General features: G+C 69.6%; 13 protein-coding genes. 7 read left to right on the top strand and 6 right to left on the bottom strand.

Going from position 1 to position 15,222, the window contains the following annotated elements:
- The first annotated feature begins 43 nt into the window (after nt 1-43).
- Entirely contained in the window at nt 44-769 is a 726-nt protein-coding gene (locus VE614_RS11170; RefSeq protein ID WP_324935272.1) for a response regulator transcription factor, read from the top strand.
- Nucleotides 770-2,197 (top strand): HAMP domain-containing sensor histidine kinase, encoded by a 1,428-nt coding sequence (locus VE614_RS11165; protein WP_324935270.1) that lies wholly within the window; start codon nt 770-772, stop codon nt 2,195-2,197. It begins immediately after the preceding gene.
- Between the two features lie 10 nt (nt 2,198-2,207).
- Here the strand turns inward: VE614_RS11165 and VE614_RS11160 are convergent, their stop codons facing one another.
- The 3 genes from VE614_RS11160 to VE614_RS11150 are packed head-to-tail and all read right to left on the bottom strand — an operon-like array spanning nt 2,208 to nt 4,095.
- On the bottom strand, nt 2,208-2,705 hold the full coding sequence (locus VE614_RS11160; RefSeq protein ID WP_324935267.1) for a GNAT family N-acetyltransferase: 498 nt from the start codon (nt 2,703-2,705) through the stop codon (nt 2,208-2,210).
- Nucleotides 2,706-2,751: 46 nt separating this feature from the next.
- Entirely contained in the window at nt 2,752-3,129 is a 378-nt protein-coding gene (locus VE614_RS11155) for a metalloregulator ArsR/SmtB family transcription factor (protein WP_324935265.1), read from the bottom strand.
- Between the two features lie 36 nt (nt 3,130-3,165).
- Complete coding sequence (locus tag VE614_RS11150) at nt 3,166-4,095, bottom strand: LysR family transcriptional regulator (protein WP_324935326.1); 930 nt, start codon at nt 4,093-4,095, stop codon at nt 3,166-3,168.
- A 79-nt stretch (nt 4,096-4,174) separates the two neighbouring features.
- Here VE614_RS11150 and VE614_RS11145 point away from each other — a divergent pair, with 79 nt between their 5' ends.
- The 5 genes from VE614_RS11145 to VE614_RS11125 all read left to right on the top strand — a co-directional run bounded on the left by VE614_RS11145 (nt 4,175) and on the right by VE614_RS11125 (nt 12,791).
- Complete coding sequence (locus VE614_RS11145; RefSeq protein ID WP_324935263.1) at nt 4,175-5,080, top strand: EamA family transporter; 906 nt, start codon at nt 4,175-4,177, stop codon at nt 5,078-5,080.
- 134 nt (nt 5,081-5,214) lie between these two features.
- Nucleotides 5,215-5,862: an NAD(P)-dependent oxidoreductase gene (locus VE614_RS11140; protein WP_324935324.1), complete on the top strand. Its 648-nt coding sequence runs from the start codon at nt 5,215-5,217 to the stop codon at nt 5,860-5,862.
- Between the two features lie 440 nt (nt 5,863-6,302).
- The gene (locus VE614_RS11135) at nt 6,303-7,121 is read left to right on the top strand and encodes a nuclease-related domain-containing protein (RefSeq protein ID WP_324935261.1); all 819 of its coding nucleotides are present in this window, start codon (nt 6,303-6,305) and stop codon (nt 7,119-7,121) included.
- 206 nt (nt 7,122-7,327) lie between these two features.
- A complete protein-coding gene (locus VE614_RS11130) occupies nt 7,328-11,830 on the top strand; it encodes an AAA domain-containing protein (RefSeq protein WP_324935259.1) in 4,503 nt (1,500 codons plus the stop codon).
- 1 nt (nt 11,831) lies between these two features.
- On the top strand, nt 11,832-12,791 hold the full coding sequence (locus VE614_RS11125) for a hypothetical protein (RefSeq protein ID WP_324935257.1): 960 nt from the start codon (nt 11,832-11,834) through the stop codon (nt 12,789-12,791).
- Nucleotides 12,792-12,910: 119 nt separating this feature from the next.
- On the opposite strand, the gene VE614_RS11120 is transcribed toward VE614_RS11125, so the two are convergent.
- From VE614_RS11120 to VE614_RS11110, 3 genes are all read right to left on the bottom strand, one after another.
- Nucleotides 12,911-13,720 (bottom strand): aminoglycoside phosphotransferase, encoded by an 810-nt coding sequence (locus tag VE614_RS11120; RefSeq protein ID WP_324935322.1) that lies wholly within the window; start codon nt 13,718-13,720, stop codon nt 12,911-12,913.
- Between the two features lie 121 nt (nt 13,721-13,841).
- Nucleotides 13,842-14,054: a hypothetical protein gene (locus VE614_RS11115; protein WP_324935255.1), complete on the bottom strand. Its 213-nt coding sequence runs from the start codon at nt 14,052-14,054 to the stop codon at nt 13,842-13,844.
- A complete protein-coding gene (locus VE614_RS11110; protein ID WP_324935253.1) occupies nt 14,051-15,211 on the bottom strand; it encodes a radical SAM protein in 1,161 nt (386 codons plus the stop codon). The genes VE614_RS11115 and VE614_RS11110 overlap by 4 nt, the downstream gene beginning before the upstream one ends.
- Between the last annotated feature and the right edge of the window lie 11 nt (nt 15,212-15,222).

Raw genomic sequence — 15,222 nt, 5'->3', positions numbered from 1 at the left:
CCGTCCGGTCGTGGGGCCGTACGGCTTTGCCACACTGGGACGCGTGGCCCCGACTGTTCTGCTCGCCGAAGACGACCGCGCGATCCGGCACGCCCTGGAACGCGCCCTGACCCTGGAGGGCTACCGGGTCACCGCGGTCGCCGACGGCGTCGAGGCCCTGGCCCAGGCGCACCGCACCCCGCCGGACGTGCTGGTCCTGGACGTGATGATGCCGGGGATCGACGGACTCCAGGTGTGCCGGGTGCTGCGCGCCGAGGGCGACAACACCCCCATCCTCATGCTGACGGCGCTGGTGGAGACCGCCGACCGGATCGCGGGCCTGGACGCCGGCGCCGACGACTACGTGGTCAAGCCCTTCGACGTCGAGGAGGTCTTCGCCCGGCTGCGCGCGCTGCTGCGCCGCACCGCCCCCCGCGACGACACCCCCGAGCCGCCGCCCCCGCCGGTGCCGGTCCCCGCGCCCGAGGGGCGGCTGATCGAGGCCGCCGGACTGCGCATGGACCCCCGGGCCCGCCGGGCCTGGCGCGGCGAGCGCGAACTGGAGCTCACCCGCACCGAGTTCGAGCTGCTGGAACTGCTGGTCCGCAACGCGGGCATCGTCCTCGACCACTCCACGATCTACGACCGTATCTGGGGCTACGACTTCGGGCCGGGCTCCAAGAACCTCGCCGTCTACGTCGGCTACCTGCGCCGCAAGCTCGACCAGCCCGGCGCCCCGCAGCTGATCCACACGGTGCGCGGCGTCGGTTACGTGCTGCGGGAGGACTGAGTGGGGTGGCGGCCGCGGCTGGTGTCCCTGCGCACCACGTTCGCGGTGTCCTTCGCGACGGTCACGGCCGCGGTGACCCTCCTCGTCGGGTTCCTCTCCTACAACGCCGCCGCCCGGCTGGTCCGGGTCGACCAGGTGTCCGTGTTCGACGAGGTCGTGCGGGACCTGCGGGGCGAGGTACGGCAGTACCGGATGAGCCCGGCCGACTTCTCCTCCTCCGCGCCGGGGCACGACCTGGTACGCCCCGCCCGCACCGATGTGCAGGTGCTGGGCCCCGACGGCGGCATCGTCGACAAGGGCAACCCGGGACTCCCGGTGACCGGCTCCGACCGGGAGATCGCCGCCGCGCGGACCGCCGGGCAGCTCGTCGTGCACAAGGACGTCGACGTCGGCGACGACGTCTACCGCGTCGCCACCGTCGCGCTCGGCGGCGGCCGGGGCGCCGTACAGGTGGCCCAGGAGTTCAGCGACACCGAGGACCTGCTGCGGGCGCTCCAGCAGCGCACCCTGCTGCTCATGGCGGCCGTGGTGGTCGGCGCCGGGCTGTTCGGCTGGTGGCTGGCCCGGCGGATCACCCGGCGCCTGGTGATCCTCACCGACGCCGCCGAGGCCGTCGCCCGCACCCGCCGGCTCGGCATCGAGGTGCCCGTCACCGGCCACGACGAGGTGGGGCGCCTCGGCCGCGCCTTCGACCGGATGCTCGGCCGGCTCGCCCAGTCAGAGGAGGACCAGCGCCGCCTGGTCCAGGACGCCGGCCATGAACTCCGTACGCCCCTGACCTCCCTGCGCACCAACATCTCCCTGCTCCGCCGGATCGACGAACTCCCGCCCGCCAGCCGGGCCGAACTCGTCGCCGACCTCGGCCAGGAGGCCCGCGAACTCACCGACCTCGTCAACGAACTGGTCGACCTCGCGGCCGGCCAGTCCGACACCGAGCCGCCGCAGCGGGTGGACCTCGCCGACCTCGCCGAGGACGTGGTGGGCCTGGCCCGCCGCCGCTTCGGCCGGGAGATCACCCTGCGGGTGAGCGGCGACACGACGGCGCGGGTGCGGCCCGGGATGCTCACCCGGGCCATGTCCAACCTGGTGGACAACGCGGTGAAGTTCGACCGGGCGGGCACGGCCCCCATCGAGCTGGTGCTGTCCGGACCGGACCGGGGCTGCCCAGGCCCGGTCCGCGTCCTGGTCCTCGACCGCGGCCCCGGCATCGCCGACACCGACCTCGACCGCATCTTCGACCGCTTCTACCGCGCCGCCGACGCCCGCTCCCTGCCCGGCTCCGGGCTCGGCCTGTCCATCGTGCGGGAGGTGTCACTGGCCCACGGGGGAACGCCGTTCGCGCGGTCCCGGGAGGGGGGTGGGGCGGTGATCGGGTTCACGGTCGGGGACGGCTGCGGTGAGGGCGGGACCGAGTCCGGCCGCGACTGAGCCGCCCCGGTCAGTCGATCAGCGGGCTGCGGCGCTCCAGCAGGACGACGTCGCGCCAGCGGCCGTGGTGGCGGCCGATGCGTTCGCGGGTGCCGATGACGCGGAAACCGGCGCGTTCGTGCAGGGCGAGGCTGGCCGTGTTCTCCGGGAAGACGCCCGACTGGATCGTCCAGATCCCCGCCGCCTCGGTCGACTCGATCAAGGCCTTGAGCAGCGCGGACGCCGCGCCGCGGCCCCGGGCGCCGGGATGGACGTAGACCGAGTGCTCCACGATCCCGGCGTACGCGCAGCGGTCCGAGACCCGGCTCGCGGCGACCCAGCCGAGCACCGTGCCGTGCTCGTCGAGCGCGACGAAGCGGTGCTCGGGCAGCTTGGCCTCGTCGAACGCCGGCCAGGTGGGCGCGGCGGTCTCGAAGGTGGCGTTCCCCTCGTCGATGCCGGCCTGGTAGATCGCCAGGACGTCGTCGGCGTGCGCGTCGGTCATGGGCGCGAGGGTGGGGCTGGGCATCGCGGGATCCGTCCTGGTGGGTGAGCCGGGCGTGCGGTGTGATCCGTCAGGCGGCGGCCGGCGCGATGGTGAGCAGCCTGCCCATCGCGGCCAGCACGGACGGTTCGACCCGGTAGTAGACCCAGGTGCCGCGCCGCTCCGAGGTGAGCAGGCCGGCCTCCTTGAGCTTCTTCAGGTGGTGGGAGACGGTCGGCTGGGAGACGCCGACGTCGGAGATGTCGCACACGCAGGCCTCGCCGCCCTCGTGCGAGGCGACGGCGGAGAACAGCCGCAGCCGCACCGGGTCGCCGAGGGCCTTGAACATCCGCGCGGCCGTCTCCGCCTCCTCCGCGGTGAACGGGCGCTCGGTGAGCGGCGGGCAGCACGGCGCCGTGGCGGCGGTGGCCGGGGGCTCGATCAGCGGCAGCGCGTTCGTCTTCGACATGCGTCCATGGTGGCACGCTTCTGATTAGGCTGATGTCTATATTGGCGGCCGGCTGTGCGAAGCGGCGGGCCCGGCGCCGGGCGCGTCGCGGACACCGAGGACGTCGAGCATCGCCCGGGTGGCCGGGCTCGGATTGAATCGGCTCCACGCCAGATACTCGACGCGACGCGGGCCGTCGGCCACCGGAACCAGCGCCAGCCGGGGGTCGTCGGCGGCCATCGGGCGGATGTACGCCGACGGCAGCAGCGCGATGCCCAGCCCGCGCGCGATCAGCCGGGTGATCAGCTCGACGACCCCGGCCTCGTACGCGACGTCCCGGACCAGACCCGCCGCGGCGAATGCCTGGTCGGACTGGGCCCGGGCGGGCGTCCCGGCCGCGAAGTCCACGAACGGCTCCTCGGCGATCTCCGCCAGCGTCACCCGGGGGGCGCCCGCGACCCGGTGCCCGGCCGGCACCACCAGCACATGCTCGTCGTGATCGAGGGCGACGGCCTCCACACCGGACGGCCGCTCGCCCTCCGGCAGCCCGAGGAACGCCAGGTCCAGCTCGCCCTGCCGGACCTGCGCCACCAGGTCGTCGCTGCGCCCGGACCGCAGGACGACGTGGACGTCCGGGTGCCGGGCCCGGTACCGCCGGAGCACCTCCGGTACGTCCACGGTGGCGGCGGTCACGATCACGCCGACGGCGAGCCGGCCGCGGACCACGCCGGTCGCGGCGGCGGCATCGGCGACCGCCCGCTCGGCGGCGGCCAGACACTCCCGCGCGCCGACCAGGAACGCCGCCCCGGCGCTGGTCAGCTCGACGCGGCGGCTGGACCGGGCGAACAGCTTGACCCCCAGCTCGCGTTCCAGCCCGGCGATCCGGTGGCTGAGCGACGACTGCACCACGAAGCAGCGCTCGGCGGCGCGGGTGAAGTTGCGGGTCTCGGCGAGGGCGACGACGTAGCGCAGCTGTTGCAGGTCCACAACGCTCATCGTCACCCTTCATAGGTGCCATCGCAATCATGTGTTGGACGCATGGACGGCGTGGGCGAAGACTTCCCCCATGCCTTCCTTCCCGCCCGCCCCCGCCACCCGGCAGGCGACCACCGTCGCCGTGACCGCGCTCGCCCCCGCGGCCTGGGGCACCACCTACGCCGTCACCACCGAGCTGCTCCCGCCCGGCCATCCGCTGTTCGCCGGGCTGATGCGCGCCCTGCCCGCCGGGCTGCTCGGGCTGGCGCTCACCCGGGTGCTGCCGCGCGGCGACTGGTGGTGGAAGGCCGCGGTCCTCGGCGTGCTCAACATCGGCGCCCTGTTCCCGCTGCTGTTCCTGGCCGCCGAACGTCTCCCCGGCGGGGTCGCCGCCACCCTCGGCGCCACCCAGCCGCTGCTGGTCGCCGGGCTGGCCATCGCCGTACTCCACGACCGGCCGACGGCCTGGCGCTGGACCTGGGGCGTGCTCGGTGTGCTCGGTGTCGGCCTCGTCGTGCTCGGCCCGGGAGCCCGCCTCGACGCCGTCGGGGTGCTCGCCGGACTCGGCGGCACGGCCGGCATGGCGGGCGGGGTGGTGCTCACCAAGCGCTGGGGCCGGCCCGCGGGCGCCGGTCCCCTCACCCTGGCCGGCTGGCAACTGACCGCCGGCGGGCTGCTGTTGCTCCCGCTCGCCCTCGCGGTCGAGGGCGTACCGCAGCGCATCGACGCGGGAGCGGCCGGCGGCTATCTGTGGCTCGGCGGCATGGGCGGGCTGATCGCCTACACCCTGTGGTTCCGCGGGATAGCGAAGCTCCCGGTCGGCGCGTCCGCCCCACTGGTGCTGCTGTCCCCGCTGGTCGCGGCCCTGGTCGGCATCGCGCTCGGCGAGTCGCTGAGCCCGCCGCAGACCGCCGGCTTCGTCCTCGCCCTGGCCGCGCTGCTCGCCGCCCAGCTCAACCCCCCGAACGTGCTCATCCGAGAAGGACGGACGCGATGACGATCCCGAAGAACGAGAGGAAGAACGAGATGGAGACGGAGGCGGAGAGGGAGACCGAGATGCAGACGGGGACGAAGATGGCTGATGCGACCGAGGTGGCCAAGGTGACCGAGGTGGCCAGGAGGACGACGGGCATGACGATCGCCGTGCTGGGCGCGACCGGGATGGTCGGCAGCCGGGTGGTCGCGGAGGCCGCCGCACGCGGGCACCGGGTCCTGGCCCTGTCCCGGAGACCCACGGGCGCCCACCCGCACGTGACGCCGATCGCCCTCGACGCGAACGACCCGCACGCCGTGCACGACGCACTGGCGGGCTCAGCCGCGCAGACCGCCGCGGACGCCGTCGTGCTGACCGTACGGACCTTCCCGGTCGACGAGGGGTTCCTGCTCGGCACCACCCGCACAGTGCTGGACAGCGCCGCGAAGCTCGGCATACGCGTCCTGGTCGTCGGCGGCGCAGGCGCACTGCGCAGCCCCGGCGACCCGCACCTGCTGATCGCCGACAACCCCGCCTACGTCCCCGCCCCCGTGCGCGCCGTCGCCGCCGCCGGAGTCGCCCAGTTGCGCACCTGCCAGGCCCACCCCGACGCCGACTGGGTCTACCTGAGCCCACCGGCCGAGCTGGAACCGGGCGAGCGCACCGCCCGCTACCGCCGCGGCACCGACACCCTGCTCACGACCGACGGCCGCTCCCGGATCAGCGCGGAGGACCTGTCCGTGGCCGTCCTCGACGAACTCGAAGTCCCCGGCGCGGAGCGGCACATCACGGTCGTGGCACGCTGAGCCGCACGGCCGACTCGGACGCCCGGCCCCTCCTGAGAACGGCCGAGGCCGACGTCGAGGCCCGAATCTCCTTCGCACCGACCCTGACAGCCCGACCCGCGAGGAGTTTCAGCTCAGGGCCACACCAGGCAATACGGCTGGTGCCCCGCCTCATGGAGCCGGTGGCTGAAGTCCTGCCACTCGTGCAGCGAGTGGGGGCGGTGGGGCGCTGACCTGGGGTTTCTCGGTGAAGTGTGCGTTGACCTGCGGAAACTCGTCCCAGTAGTTCTCACGGGTCAACGCCGTTTCCCGGGCTCATGTGCCCTGGATGTGCCCTGCCCTGGATGCAGAACCTGGGAAGCGCCCGCCAGCTCGGCGCATACATGAGGCCGTCTTGCTCGCTGTTTCCGATCCTGGTCCCATGGTCATTGGCCTTTGATGGGATGCGAAACGGGGGGCGTGTGAGCGGCTTACAGGTCTCCGTATGGAAGCGTTACGGCCATGACCGTCTCTACGTGAATCAGTCGGATGGCAAGAAGGTCGCATGGTTCGACCGCCGCACGGGGTATCTGGAGCTTCTGGCCGAGGAGCAGCGGGACGCGGTGCTCGACGCCCTCGCTCCCTACCTTGCAGCTTCATCTTTGCCTGTAGCGCACAAGGCACTGCGTTCTAAAGACGACCTTGCGGGGAACCGCCCAGGGCACGCGCTGCAGACGAAGGTGGACGAACTGGCGCCCGGCTTCTGGCGGTGGGCGTTGGCCAGGTTGTCCGGTAGGCGCCTGGAGGTGGACAGCTGGCGTACCGGACTGGCCGGCGAGCGTCGTGTGGGAGTGGAGCTGGAGAGGCTGGTGCCGCGAGGCTGGCGAGTACTGCATTCCATACCCCTGGCAGGCGATGTCGACATCGACCACGTCCTGATCGGGCCGGGCGGAGTCTTTTGTGTCAACACGAAGTGCCATCGCGGGGCACGTGTGTGGGTGGGCGACGACTCGGTTCGAATAGGCGGCCAGTCGTACCCCTACGTGCGGAAAAGCCGAGCAGAGGCGCGTCGGGCGTCGGTCGCGCTGACGCATGCATGTGGCTTCCCCGTCGAGGCGCAGCCGGTGCTCGCCTTCGTTGCGGTGGCAGAGCTACGGATCGTGCCGTCACTCCGGGACGTGCGTGTCCTTCAGGAGCGCGACATCGCGGCGTTCAAGCGCCTCAAGACTGGCTGGGGACCGGACAAGGTCGAGTTGGTGTACACGGCGGCACGTGATCGCCGCACATGGGTTCGCTCTTAACGGTTGGCCGGGTTTCAGCCAACTTTCGCGGAATGTGGCTTGTTCACGTCATTACTCGCCGGTCCCTGTTGATGGCGGCGCTTTTCCCCCGCATTCTGGAAGGCTTTCCGTCGAGCCATGATCTGGGGGGATAGGTGTCTCTTCACTCTGCACTCCGTGCGAACAATCCGGAGGCGGTGCACCGCACACGCCAACTCATCGAATACATGCGCGAATTCGTTCGAGGGTCGTACAAGCCGGTGCGGGAATGGCAGAAATACCCGGAGGTCCTCTGGCTTTCCGACCTTCCGGACGACAGGCTCCGGCGGAACCCGGATCGCGACCGGACGCTGCTCAAGGTGGCACACCGCCCGCCTCGCCCAGCTCCTGTCCTGCCCGAGGTGCTGGTGGGATGGATCGATCCCGAAGCAGCCGCCACCGCGTCGCCCGAAGCGCCTCCGCTGGCCGAGTCGGGACCGGGGCAGGGTTGGCAGGAGGACGAGAACGGAGACCTGTTCGAAGTTTCCGAGATCCGTCGCGAGGAAGCGCCCGACGTGCTGCGCGCCTACACGCGATGGCTCGACGCGTGGCGCAAGTGGTCGGAGAAAGAGCGCGTCGACCGCCCTTACAGGGAGCTCCATCAGCAGCTGTACCGAATGGCGACCAGGATTCAGCAGGACGGCGAGGAATACGAGGCGGTACTGGGCGCCGGATTGCTGACCGTCGGAGCCGCACGTCCGTCGGCGCGCATCGCCCGGCACATTCTGACGGCGCCGCTGATACTCACCGTGAATCCCACGAACATGTCCATCACCGTCGCCCTCGCCCCCGGCGACCCGGCGCGGATGGAGGACAGCGAATTCCTCGACGCGGACGCGGGCTACAGCACCCGTCTGCTGAGCCCGCTGCGGGACCGTGTCGATACGGAAGGGTTCCATCCGCTGTCCCGTGACTGCCAGGACGTGCTCGGCGACTGGTCAGAGAGGGCGTTCGGCACCGATCGCGCGGTGGCGTTCCACCGTGGCTGGGCCCGCCCGCCCGCTGACCCGGCGCTGCCGGTGCCCACGCTCGGGTTCGCGCCGGCGATCATTCTCCGCCAGCGGGGCCAGGGTGCCCTCGTGAATTTCTACGACGGCATCGCGAACCGCCTCGCCCAGCCCGGTGCCATCGCTCCGCTGGGCCTGGCTCAGTTGCTGTACCAGCTGGAAGCGGAGGACCGCAGGGTGTGGGGTACGGCGGCAGGGAGCCGTGACGTGCCGCCCGCACTTGGCCCCGACCCGCTGTTTCCACTGCTGTCGAACGAAGCCCAGCGGGAGGTACTGAGGCGCCTACAGACCGATACCGGCGTCGTCGTTCAAGGACCGCCGGGCACGGGAAAGACGCACACCATCGCCAACCTGGTGTGCGCCTTGCTGGCGGACGGCAAGCGGGTGCTCGTGACGAGTGAGAAGGGCCAGGCTCTGAAGGTCCTGCGGCAACAACTGCCGCCCGAGCTGCGCAACCTGTGCGTCCTCCAGGGCGACCGGCGCCAGGACGGCAGCAACGACCTGGAACAGTCCGTGCGCGCGCTCTCCCAGCTCAGTGCCACCCAGTCGACCGAGCGTCTCGACGTAAGGATCAAGAGCCATGAGGCGCTGCGCTCGGAACTGTTGGACACCCGCGCGCGGCTCCGTGACGAACTGCGCGCCATACGTGAGGCGGAGTGGTACGAACACCTCGACGTGGCACCCGGATACAAGGGGCGGCTTGCGGAGATCGTGGAGGCTGTCGCTGCCGGTGCACCGAAGTACGACTGGATGCCCGCCCTGCCCGCCTCGGCACCGCGCGAACCTTCGCTGAGCCAGGATGAGGCCCAGCGCCTGCTGGGCCTGGTGTCCCGGCACGGGGCCGGAGTACTGGACGAGCATGCCGCCCGCTGCCCGGACCCCGCGGACTTCGTCCCACCCGTGTTGTTCGAAGAAGCGGTCAACGCCCTGGACGCCGCTGTACGTGCCTGTGCTGCGTCGGCGTCCGACACACTTGCCCTCGAACTCGCAGACCGTGGGGGCGAGTTGATTGCAAAACTGGTCGGTCTGCTGGACGCGGCGGAACACGCGCTGCAGAGCGAGGGACTGCCGGGTGACCCTGCCGCCTGGCCGCCCGAGGAGTGGACCACGCGCGCCTTGCAAGACGGAATGGCCGGCCGGCGGCAGCAGCTGTGGGAGGGAGTGCGACAGGCGTCCGCCCGTGCCGAGGGCGTGCAAAGCGTGCTTCAGCACATGCCCTTCGTCGTGCTCGACGTACCCGACTTGGCGCTTGCCGAGGAATCACGTCTCATCGCCGCCGGGAAGGACCTCGAACAGTACTTGCGTGCAGGCGGCAAGCTGCGCAAATTCGCCCCGAGGCCGGTCCAGAAGGAGGCCCAAGTCCTTCTGCGGGACTGCCGGGTGGATGGGCGGCTGCCCAGCACACCGGACGAGATCGCCGCGATGGTGGCTCATCTGGCGGCACGCCAGTGCGTTCGGCAGCTGAATGAGCGCTGGAAGAGCGTCGACGCGCCCGAGGCCGAGGGCTCCACGCAGGTGGCTCTGTCAGAGCTGCTGGACAGGGTGCCGACGCTCCGCGCGGTGGACGGGTTCACCCAATCCGTGCGTACGCTGCACGAAGTCCTGCTCAAGGCCCGGATCAAGACCACGGTGCGGACGACGCAACAGTGGGACGACGTCCATACGTCGGCGATCGGTGCGGAACGGCTGCTTCGTGCCCGTGAGGCGGAGGAGAGACTGCGGTCCATCTCCGAGCAGCTGCCGCGCCCCGATGCCCGCGGAGTGGCCGAGCTGGCAGAGGTGCACCGTGCTGTCACCGCCCGTGATCCACGGGCGTACGCGTCCGCGATCGACTCGCTGACCGAGGCGTTCCACCGTGAGGCCGACCGCCGCGAGGCTCGCAAACTGCTGGACCGACTGTCCGAGGACCACCCCGAACTGGCCCGGCGCTTCGCCGAGTCCCCGACCGAGGCGGTGTGGGAGACCCGCCTTGTAAACCTGGATGGTGCCTGGGCATGGCGGCAAGCACGCACCTTCCAGGGCACGATGCTGAAACCTGGCAGGGAAGCCAAGCTGGAAGGTGAATTGGAAGCGGTTGACACGCAATTGCGGAAAACGGTGACCCAACTGGCGGCTGACCGAGCGCTGTACCACTGCCTGGACCGGATGACGGCTGGACAGAAACAGGCGCTGAGTGCCTACGCGTCCGCCACGGCGAACGCAGGCAAGGGAATGACGGCACTCGGCAAGCGGCACCTGAAGGCCGCACGTTCCGCGATGCGTGACGCGCGTGCCGCGGTCCCTGCATGGGTCATGCCGATCAAACAGGTGGCCGAAATGATCGATCCCGAGCCGGACGCCTTCGACGTCGTCATCGTGGACGAGGCGAGCCAGGTCGGTCTGGACGGTCTGATGCTGCTGTGGCTCGCTCCGAGGATCATCGTCGTGGGTGACGACAAGCAGTGTGTCCCGTTCTACACAGGCGGCAAGCACGAACGGCTCAACGAACTCCTCGACTCGCTCCTGCCCCATCTCACCGACTGGCAGCGGGACGGACTCAGCCCTAAGTCCAACCTCTACGACCTGCTGTCCGCGCGCTTCAGCGAGACGATCCGGCTGACCGAGCACTTCCGGTGCATGCCGGAGATCATCAAGTGGTCCTCCGCCCAGTTCTACCCCGACAACGAACTCGTGCCGCTGCGGCAGTACGGAGCGGACCGGCTGCGGCCCCTCGAAGTCGTTCATGTGCATGAAGGTCACTGTGAGGGACGGCGAGAGACCCTGGTCAACAGGCCCGAGGCCGAACGCATCGTCGCCAAGTTGCAGGAACTCGCGGAGGACGAAGCGTACGCGAAAAGGAGTTTCGGAGTCATTGTGCTCCGTTCCGGACACCAGACAAGGCTCTTGGAGAATCTCATCGACACGCGGATCGACTCCTCGATCCAGGAGCGACACAACATACGTGTCGGCACGGCCGAACAGTTCCAGGGAGACGAAAGAGATGTCATCCTGCTCTCATTGGTTGTCGACGCCGACAACACCCGGGCCCTGACCGGCCAGGGTGACGGAAGGCGTTTTAACGTGGCCGCCAGCCGGGCCCGCGACCAGATGTGGCTGTTCACTTCCGTCACACCGGATCAGCTGCGCAGCAGGGACCTGCGTCACTCCCTGCTTACCTATATGCAGGCGCCGCCGGAACTTCAGGGCACATCTCCCAGCCTTTCCGCCGTTTCTCCGGACGAGCAGTGCGAGCCGTTCGAGTCGCTCTTCGAGCAGCGGGTCTTCCGCAGGATCAAGGAACGCGGCTACCACGTCGTCCCCCAGTGGAAAGTCAGCGGCAAACGCATCGACCTCGTCGTCGTTGGAGAGACTGCCCGCCTCGCCGTGGAGTGCGACGGCAGCCCGTATCACTCCACCCCTGACCAGATCCGTGACGACTACGAGCGGGAGCGGGAACTGCGCCGGGCTGGCTGGCAGTTCTGGCGCATACGCAGCAGTGAGTTCGCCCTGTCTCCGGACGATTCGCTGACTCCGTTGTGGAAGCGCCTTGACGCTTTGGGGATCCGGCCCGGAGTCACCGAGGGTGCCCAGGGCGACTCGGGGAGCACTTGGGTTCCAATCGAGATGGACGACGCCGACCTCACCACCGATGAACTCGACGCCATGCTCGATGAGGATGCGTCCGTCTCTCTCGAAGGGGCTTGATGTGAACGAGATCTTCGACGACAGCACGCTGACGGAGATTGCCCACCTGATCTGCGGGGACGAGGCGCCGCTGCTTTACCGGAAGGGGTACGAAATAGCCGCGTTCTTCCAGCGTGCGGGCTGGGACGACGTTCCGGAGTACGACGGCACACCGAGACACAAGTGGGCTCGGGAACTCCTTAAGGAGCGGCAGGAGGACGGCACGGACGATGCCGGGCGTGCAATCCTGCGTCTGGCGAACCGCCTTGAGTACTACAACCAGCAGCAGGAGTACCGCGCCACGCTGAAGCGGCTCAACGAGATACTCGTGCTTGACGGTCGCCGGATCGGAGAGGAAGGAGGCCAGCCGGTCTTCGTCCGCTGTGAAGCCGGCTTCGAGGATGAGGTGCGGCAGCTGCGGCGTGTCGAGCTGAAGGTCTCCGTGACCGAGGTGGTGAGCGACCCGGAACTCGCCGCCACTGTGCAACTCCGGCTGGACGAGGCACGCATCTGCTACGAGCACGGCGCCTACACGTCGGCGGTCATCATGCTGGGCAGCCTCCTGGAGGGGGTGCTCGCACATGCCGCGCAGACGCGCGTCGCAGGCGTACGCATGCCGAAGCCGATGCGGAACATGGGACTGAAAGACTTCCTGGACTTCGCATACGAAAACAAATGGATCGAGCACGATGCCAAACTGGCCTCGGAGCTTATCCGGCAGTGCAGGAATCTCGTCCATCCCCTGGCGGAGAAACAGACCGGACACAGCCCGAACCGTGACACGCTCGACATGTGCTGGCCGGTGGTGAATGCCACCCTGAACGATCTCGCGGCGACGGCGGCAGCGCCTCCTGTTCCGCCCACTCCGCGTGCGCCCGCAGAGCGAGGTCGTGGTCGCAATCCCAATGCCTCCGCACAACGCCCGACGCCGGCCTCTGTCGCTCGCCGCCGTCAAGGTGGGGGAACAACGGCAGGCACTTGAACCGCGGGTGCCCGATCCAACGTGGGCGGAGAAGCGCGGAGTAACACTTCCTGATGCCGCGTGCGCGATACCCACGTCGTAGCTTGGCGCGTCCGCCTGAACCGCCCCGTTACGAGCACCTAGCGTCTACAGCTTCCTGCCCCGGATGACGCGAGCGTCGCCGCCTGCTCCGCCATCCCCAACTTCCAGGGCGTCGGGTCTACTTCAGCGATCTCCCGCCACAGTGCCGCCGTGGCCGAGCTGAACGCCGTGAGTGCCTCGGCCTTTGCGTCCCGCCAGGACGGGAACCGACTTGCGAAGGCGAGGGCCTCCTCCACGGAATGCCCGGCGTCCATGAGCTGGAGGATAAGTGCGCCGGGGTCGATCCAGGCCGCCCCTCGCGTCGGCCAGGCCCAGTCGATGAGTCGTGCGCGGGCACCGGTGATCAGGACGTTGTCCGGGGCGAAGTCGGTGTGCAGGAGAGTGTTGCCCTCGAAGTAGTGCAGCGTACCTGGTGGTGCGTAGTCCGCCCACCGGTCGACGGCGTCCTTGATCCCAATGCCGGCGGGTGCTGTAACGCCCTGCAGTTCGACAAGCGCGGTTTCCACGAGTGGCAGGTCGGGCGATCCTGGCGTGTAGTCGGCGTGGCGGCCGTCGATCACCTCGTAGCCGAGCAAGCTCCAGCCACCGAACTCCAGGTGCCAGTACAAGCGGGGACAGGATGCCGGCAGGTACGGCGCGACGGCCGCCTCGCGGCGCTGGGCAGCGACCTGGGGATGGTCGGCCGGGATGCCCTTCACGAAGACCCGGCCGCCGTTCGTCTCCAGGACGGAGGCGATGCCGGAGTTCATGCCGCCTTGCACGGTCACCGCCCGGTGAACGGCGCCGCTCTTGTCGGCGACGGCTCGGCGGACGTCGGCGGGAAGCTGCTCGAACGGGATGCGGGACATGGACACGCGCGGTTCCTCAAGGGTGCTCGGGTACGGGGAATGCCGCCCCGGCCAGGGTACGGCCGGGGCGGCACTGAGGGGGTGGAACGAGCGGGCGGCACGGGTGCCGCCCGTGGTGGATCTAGTACGGCTGGTCGTCCCCAGCCGAGCAGCTGCACTCGGCGCCCTCGGCAGCCTCGTCCAGGTCGGCGATGATCTGGAACTCGTCGTCCTTGATCGACGCGGCGGTCAGCGGCACCGGCAGGGCGCTGGTCGGGTTGTCCGCCGGACGTCGGCCGATGGTGAGCATGACCGGTTCACGAGGCGGGGTCAGGAGTGCGGTGGGCGGAGTCATGATCCGTAACCTCCATGTTGGCAGTAGAGCTCTCGTCGGTCCCCCGCCTCCTGGTAGAGCCTGGCCAGCGGTCGGCACGTGCGGCACGTGCCGACCTTCGTGCAGCCGGAGCATCCACCGGTGCGGAGCTGTAGGGACTCGGCGACCGCGCCGAGTCGGGGGAGGGCTTCGACGCCCTCGGTGATGAGGTTCACGCTCGGCTCGCGGCCGACCTTGCAGATCGACGCGATGCCGTGCGGGTTGACGTGGAAGAACGTGTGGCCGGCGTTGCAGCCGGTGAAGACGCTGCGGGCCTTGAGATGGTCCAGTGCCTGCGTCGCCAGGGGGTTCGCCTCGCCATCGATCGTGGGCGACATGTTCGTGAAGACCTGGTGCGGGAAGCCGTACGACTTCGCGAGGCACACCATCGCGTCTGTCTCGTGCGCGTTGCCGTCCGAGACGATCACGTTCAGGCGGACCGGCAACCTGTCCTCGCGGGCGGCATCCAGGCCCATCAGGAACCGGCCGAACGCCCCGCGGTTCCGCGTCACCTTGTCGTACGTCTCGGCGGTGGCTCCGTAGACGCTCAGGGTCAGTCGGTACGGCGGGTGGCGGGCGAACAGGTCCCGGATCGGCTGCTTCCGCAGCGAGGAGCCGTTGGACGAGACCTGGACCATCATCCCGAGCTGGTGGGCGTACTCGTACGCCGCGCCGAACTCGCGGTCGATCAGCGCCTCACCGCCGGTGATCTGCAACCACAAGACACCGGCGTCCCTCAGTGTCTGCAGCAGTGCCTGCTTACCGGCCCAGTCCAGGCCCTTGAACCGCTTCTCCCCGAGGTAGCAGAACTCGCAGTCGTAGTCACAGCCGAGGTTGATCTCCCATGACGCCTTGCTGTACCCGTATTGGGACCGCTCGCGGACGAGGACGATGTCGCCTACCGGCGACGCGGGCAGTTTGGTCCCCCACGCTTCCCGCGCCGCGTCGGCCAGCCAGTCCGGGACGGATCGGCCATCCGCACCTGCGGCCCGCAGCTCCTCGTAGCGGACCTCCGGGATGCGCACGCCGGCCGCCCGGCCGGGCTGGACGAGGAGGTACTGGGCGAGAAACGGGCTGGCCACGAGCCGCGGAGCTGATTTGATCGTCAGCCTCTGGGCGCCGGCGTTCGTCTCGATCATGGAACCTCCAC

The organism is Streptomyces sp. (genome assembly GCF_035645055.1).
GTDB lineage: Bacteria > Actinomycetota > Actinomycetes > Streptomycetales > Streptomycetaceae > Streptomyces.
The sequence above is the reverse complement of the archived record's forward strand: the minus strand, read 5'-3'. Positions and strand labels throughout refer to the sequence as shown.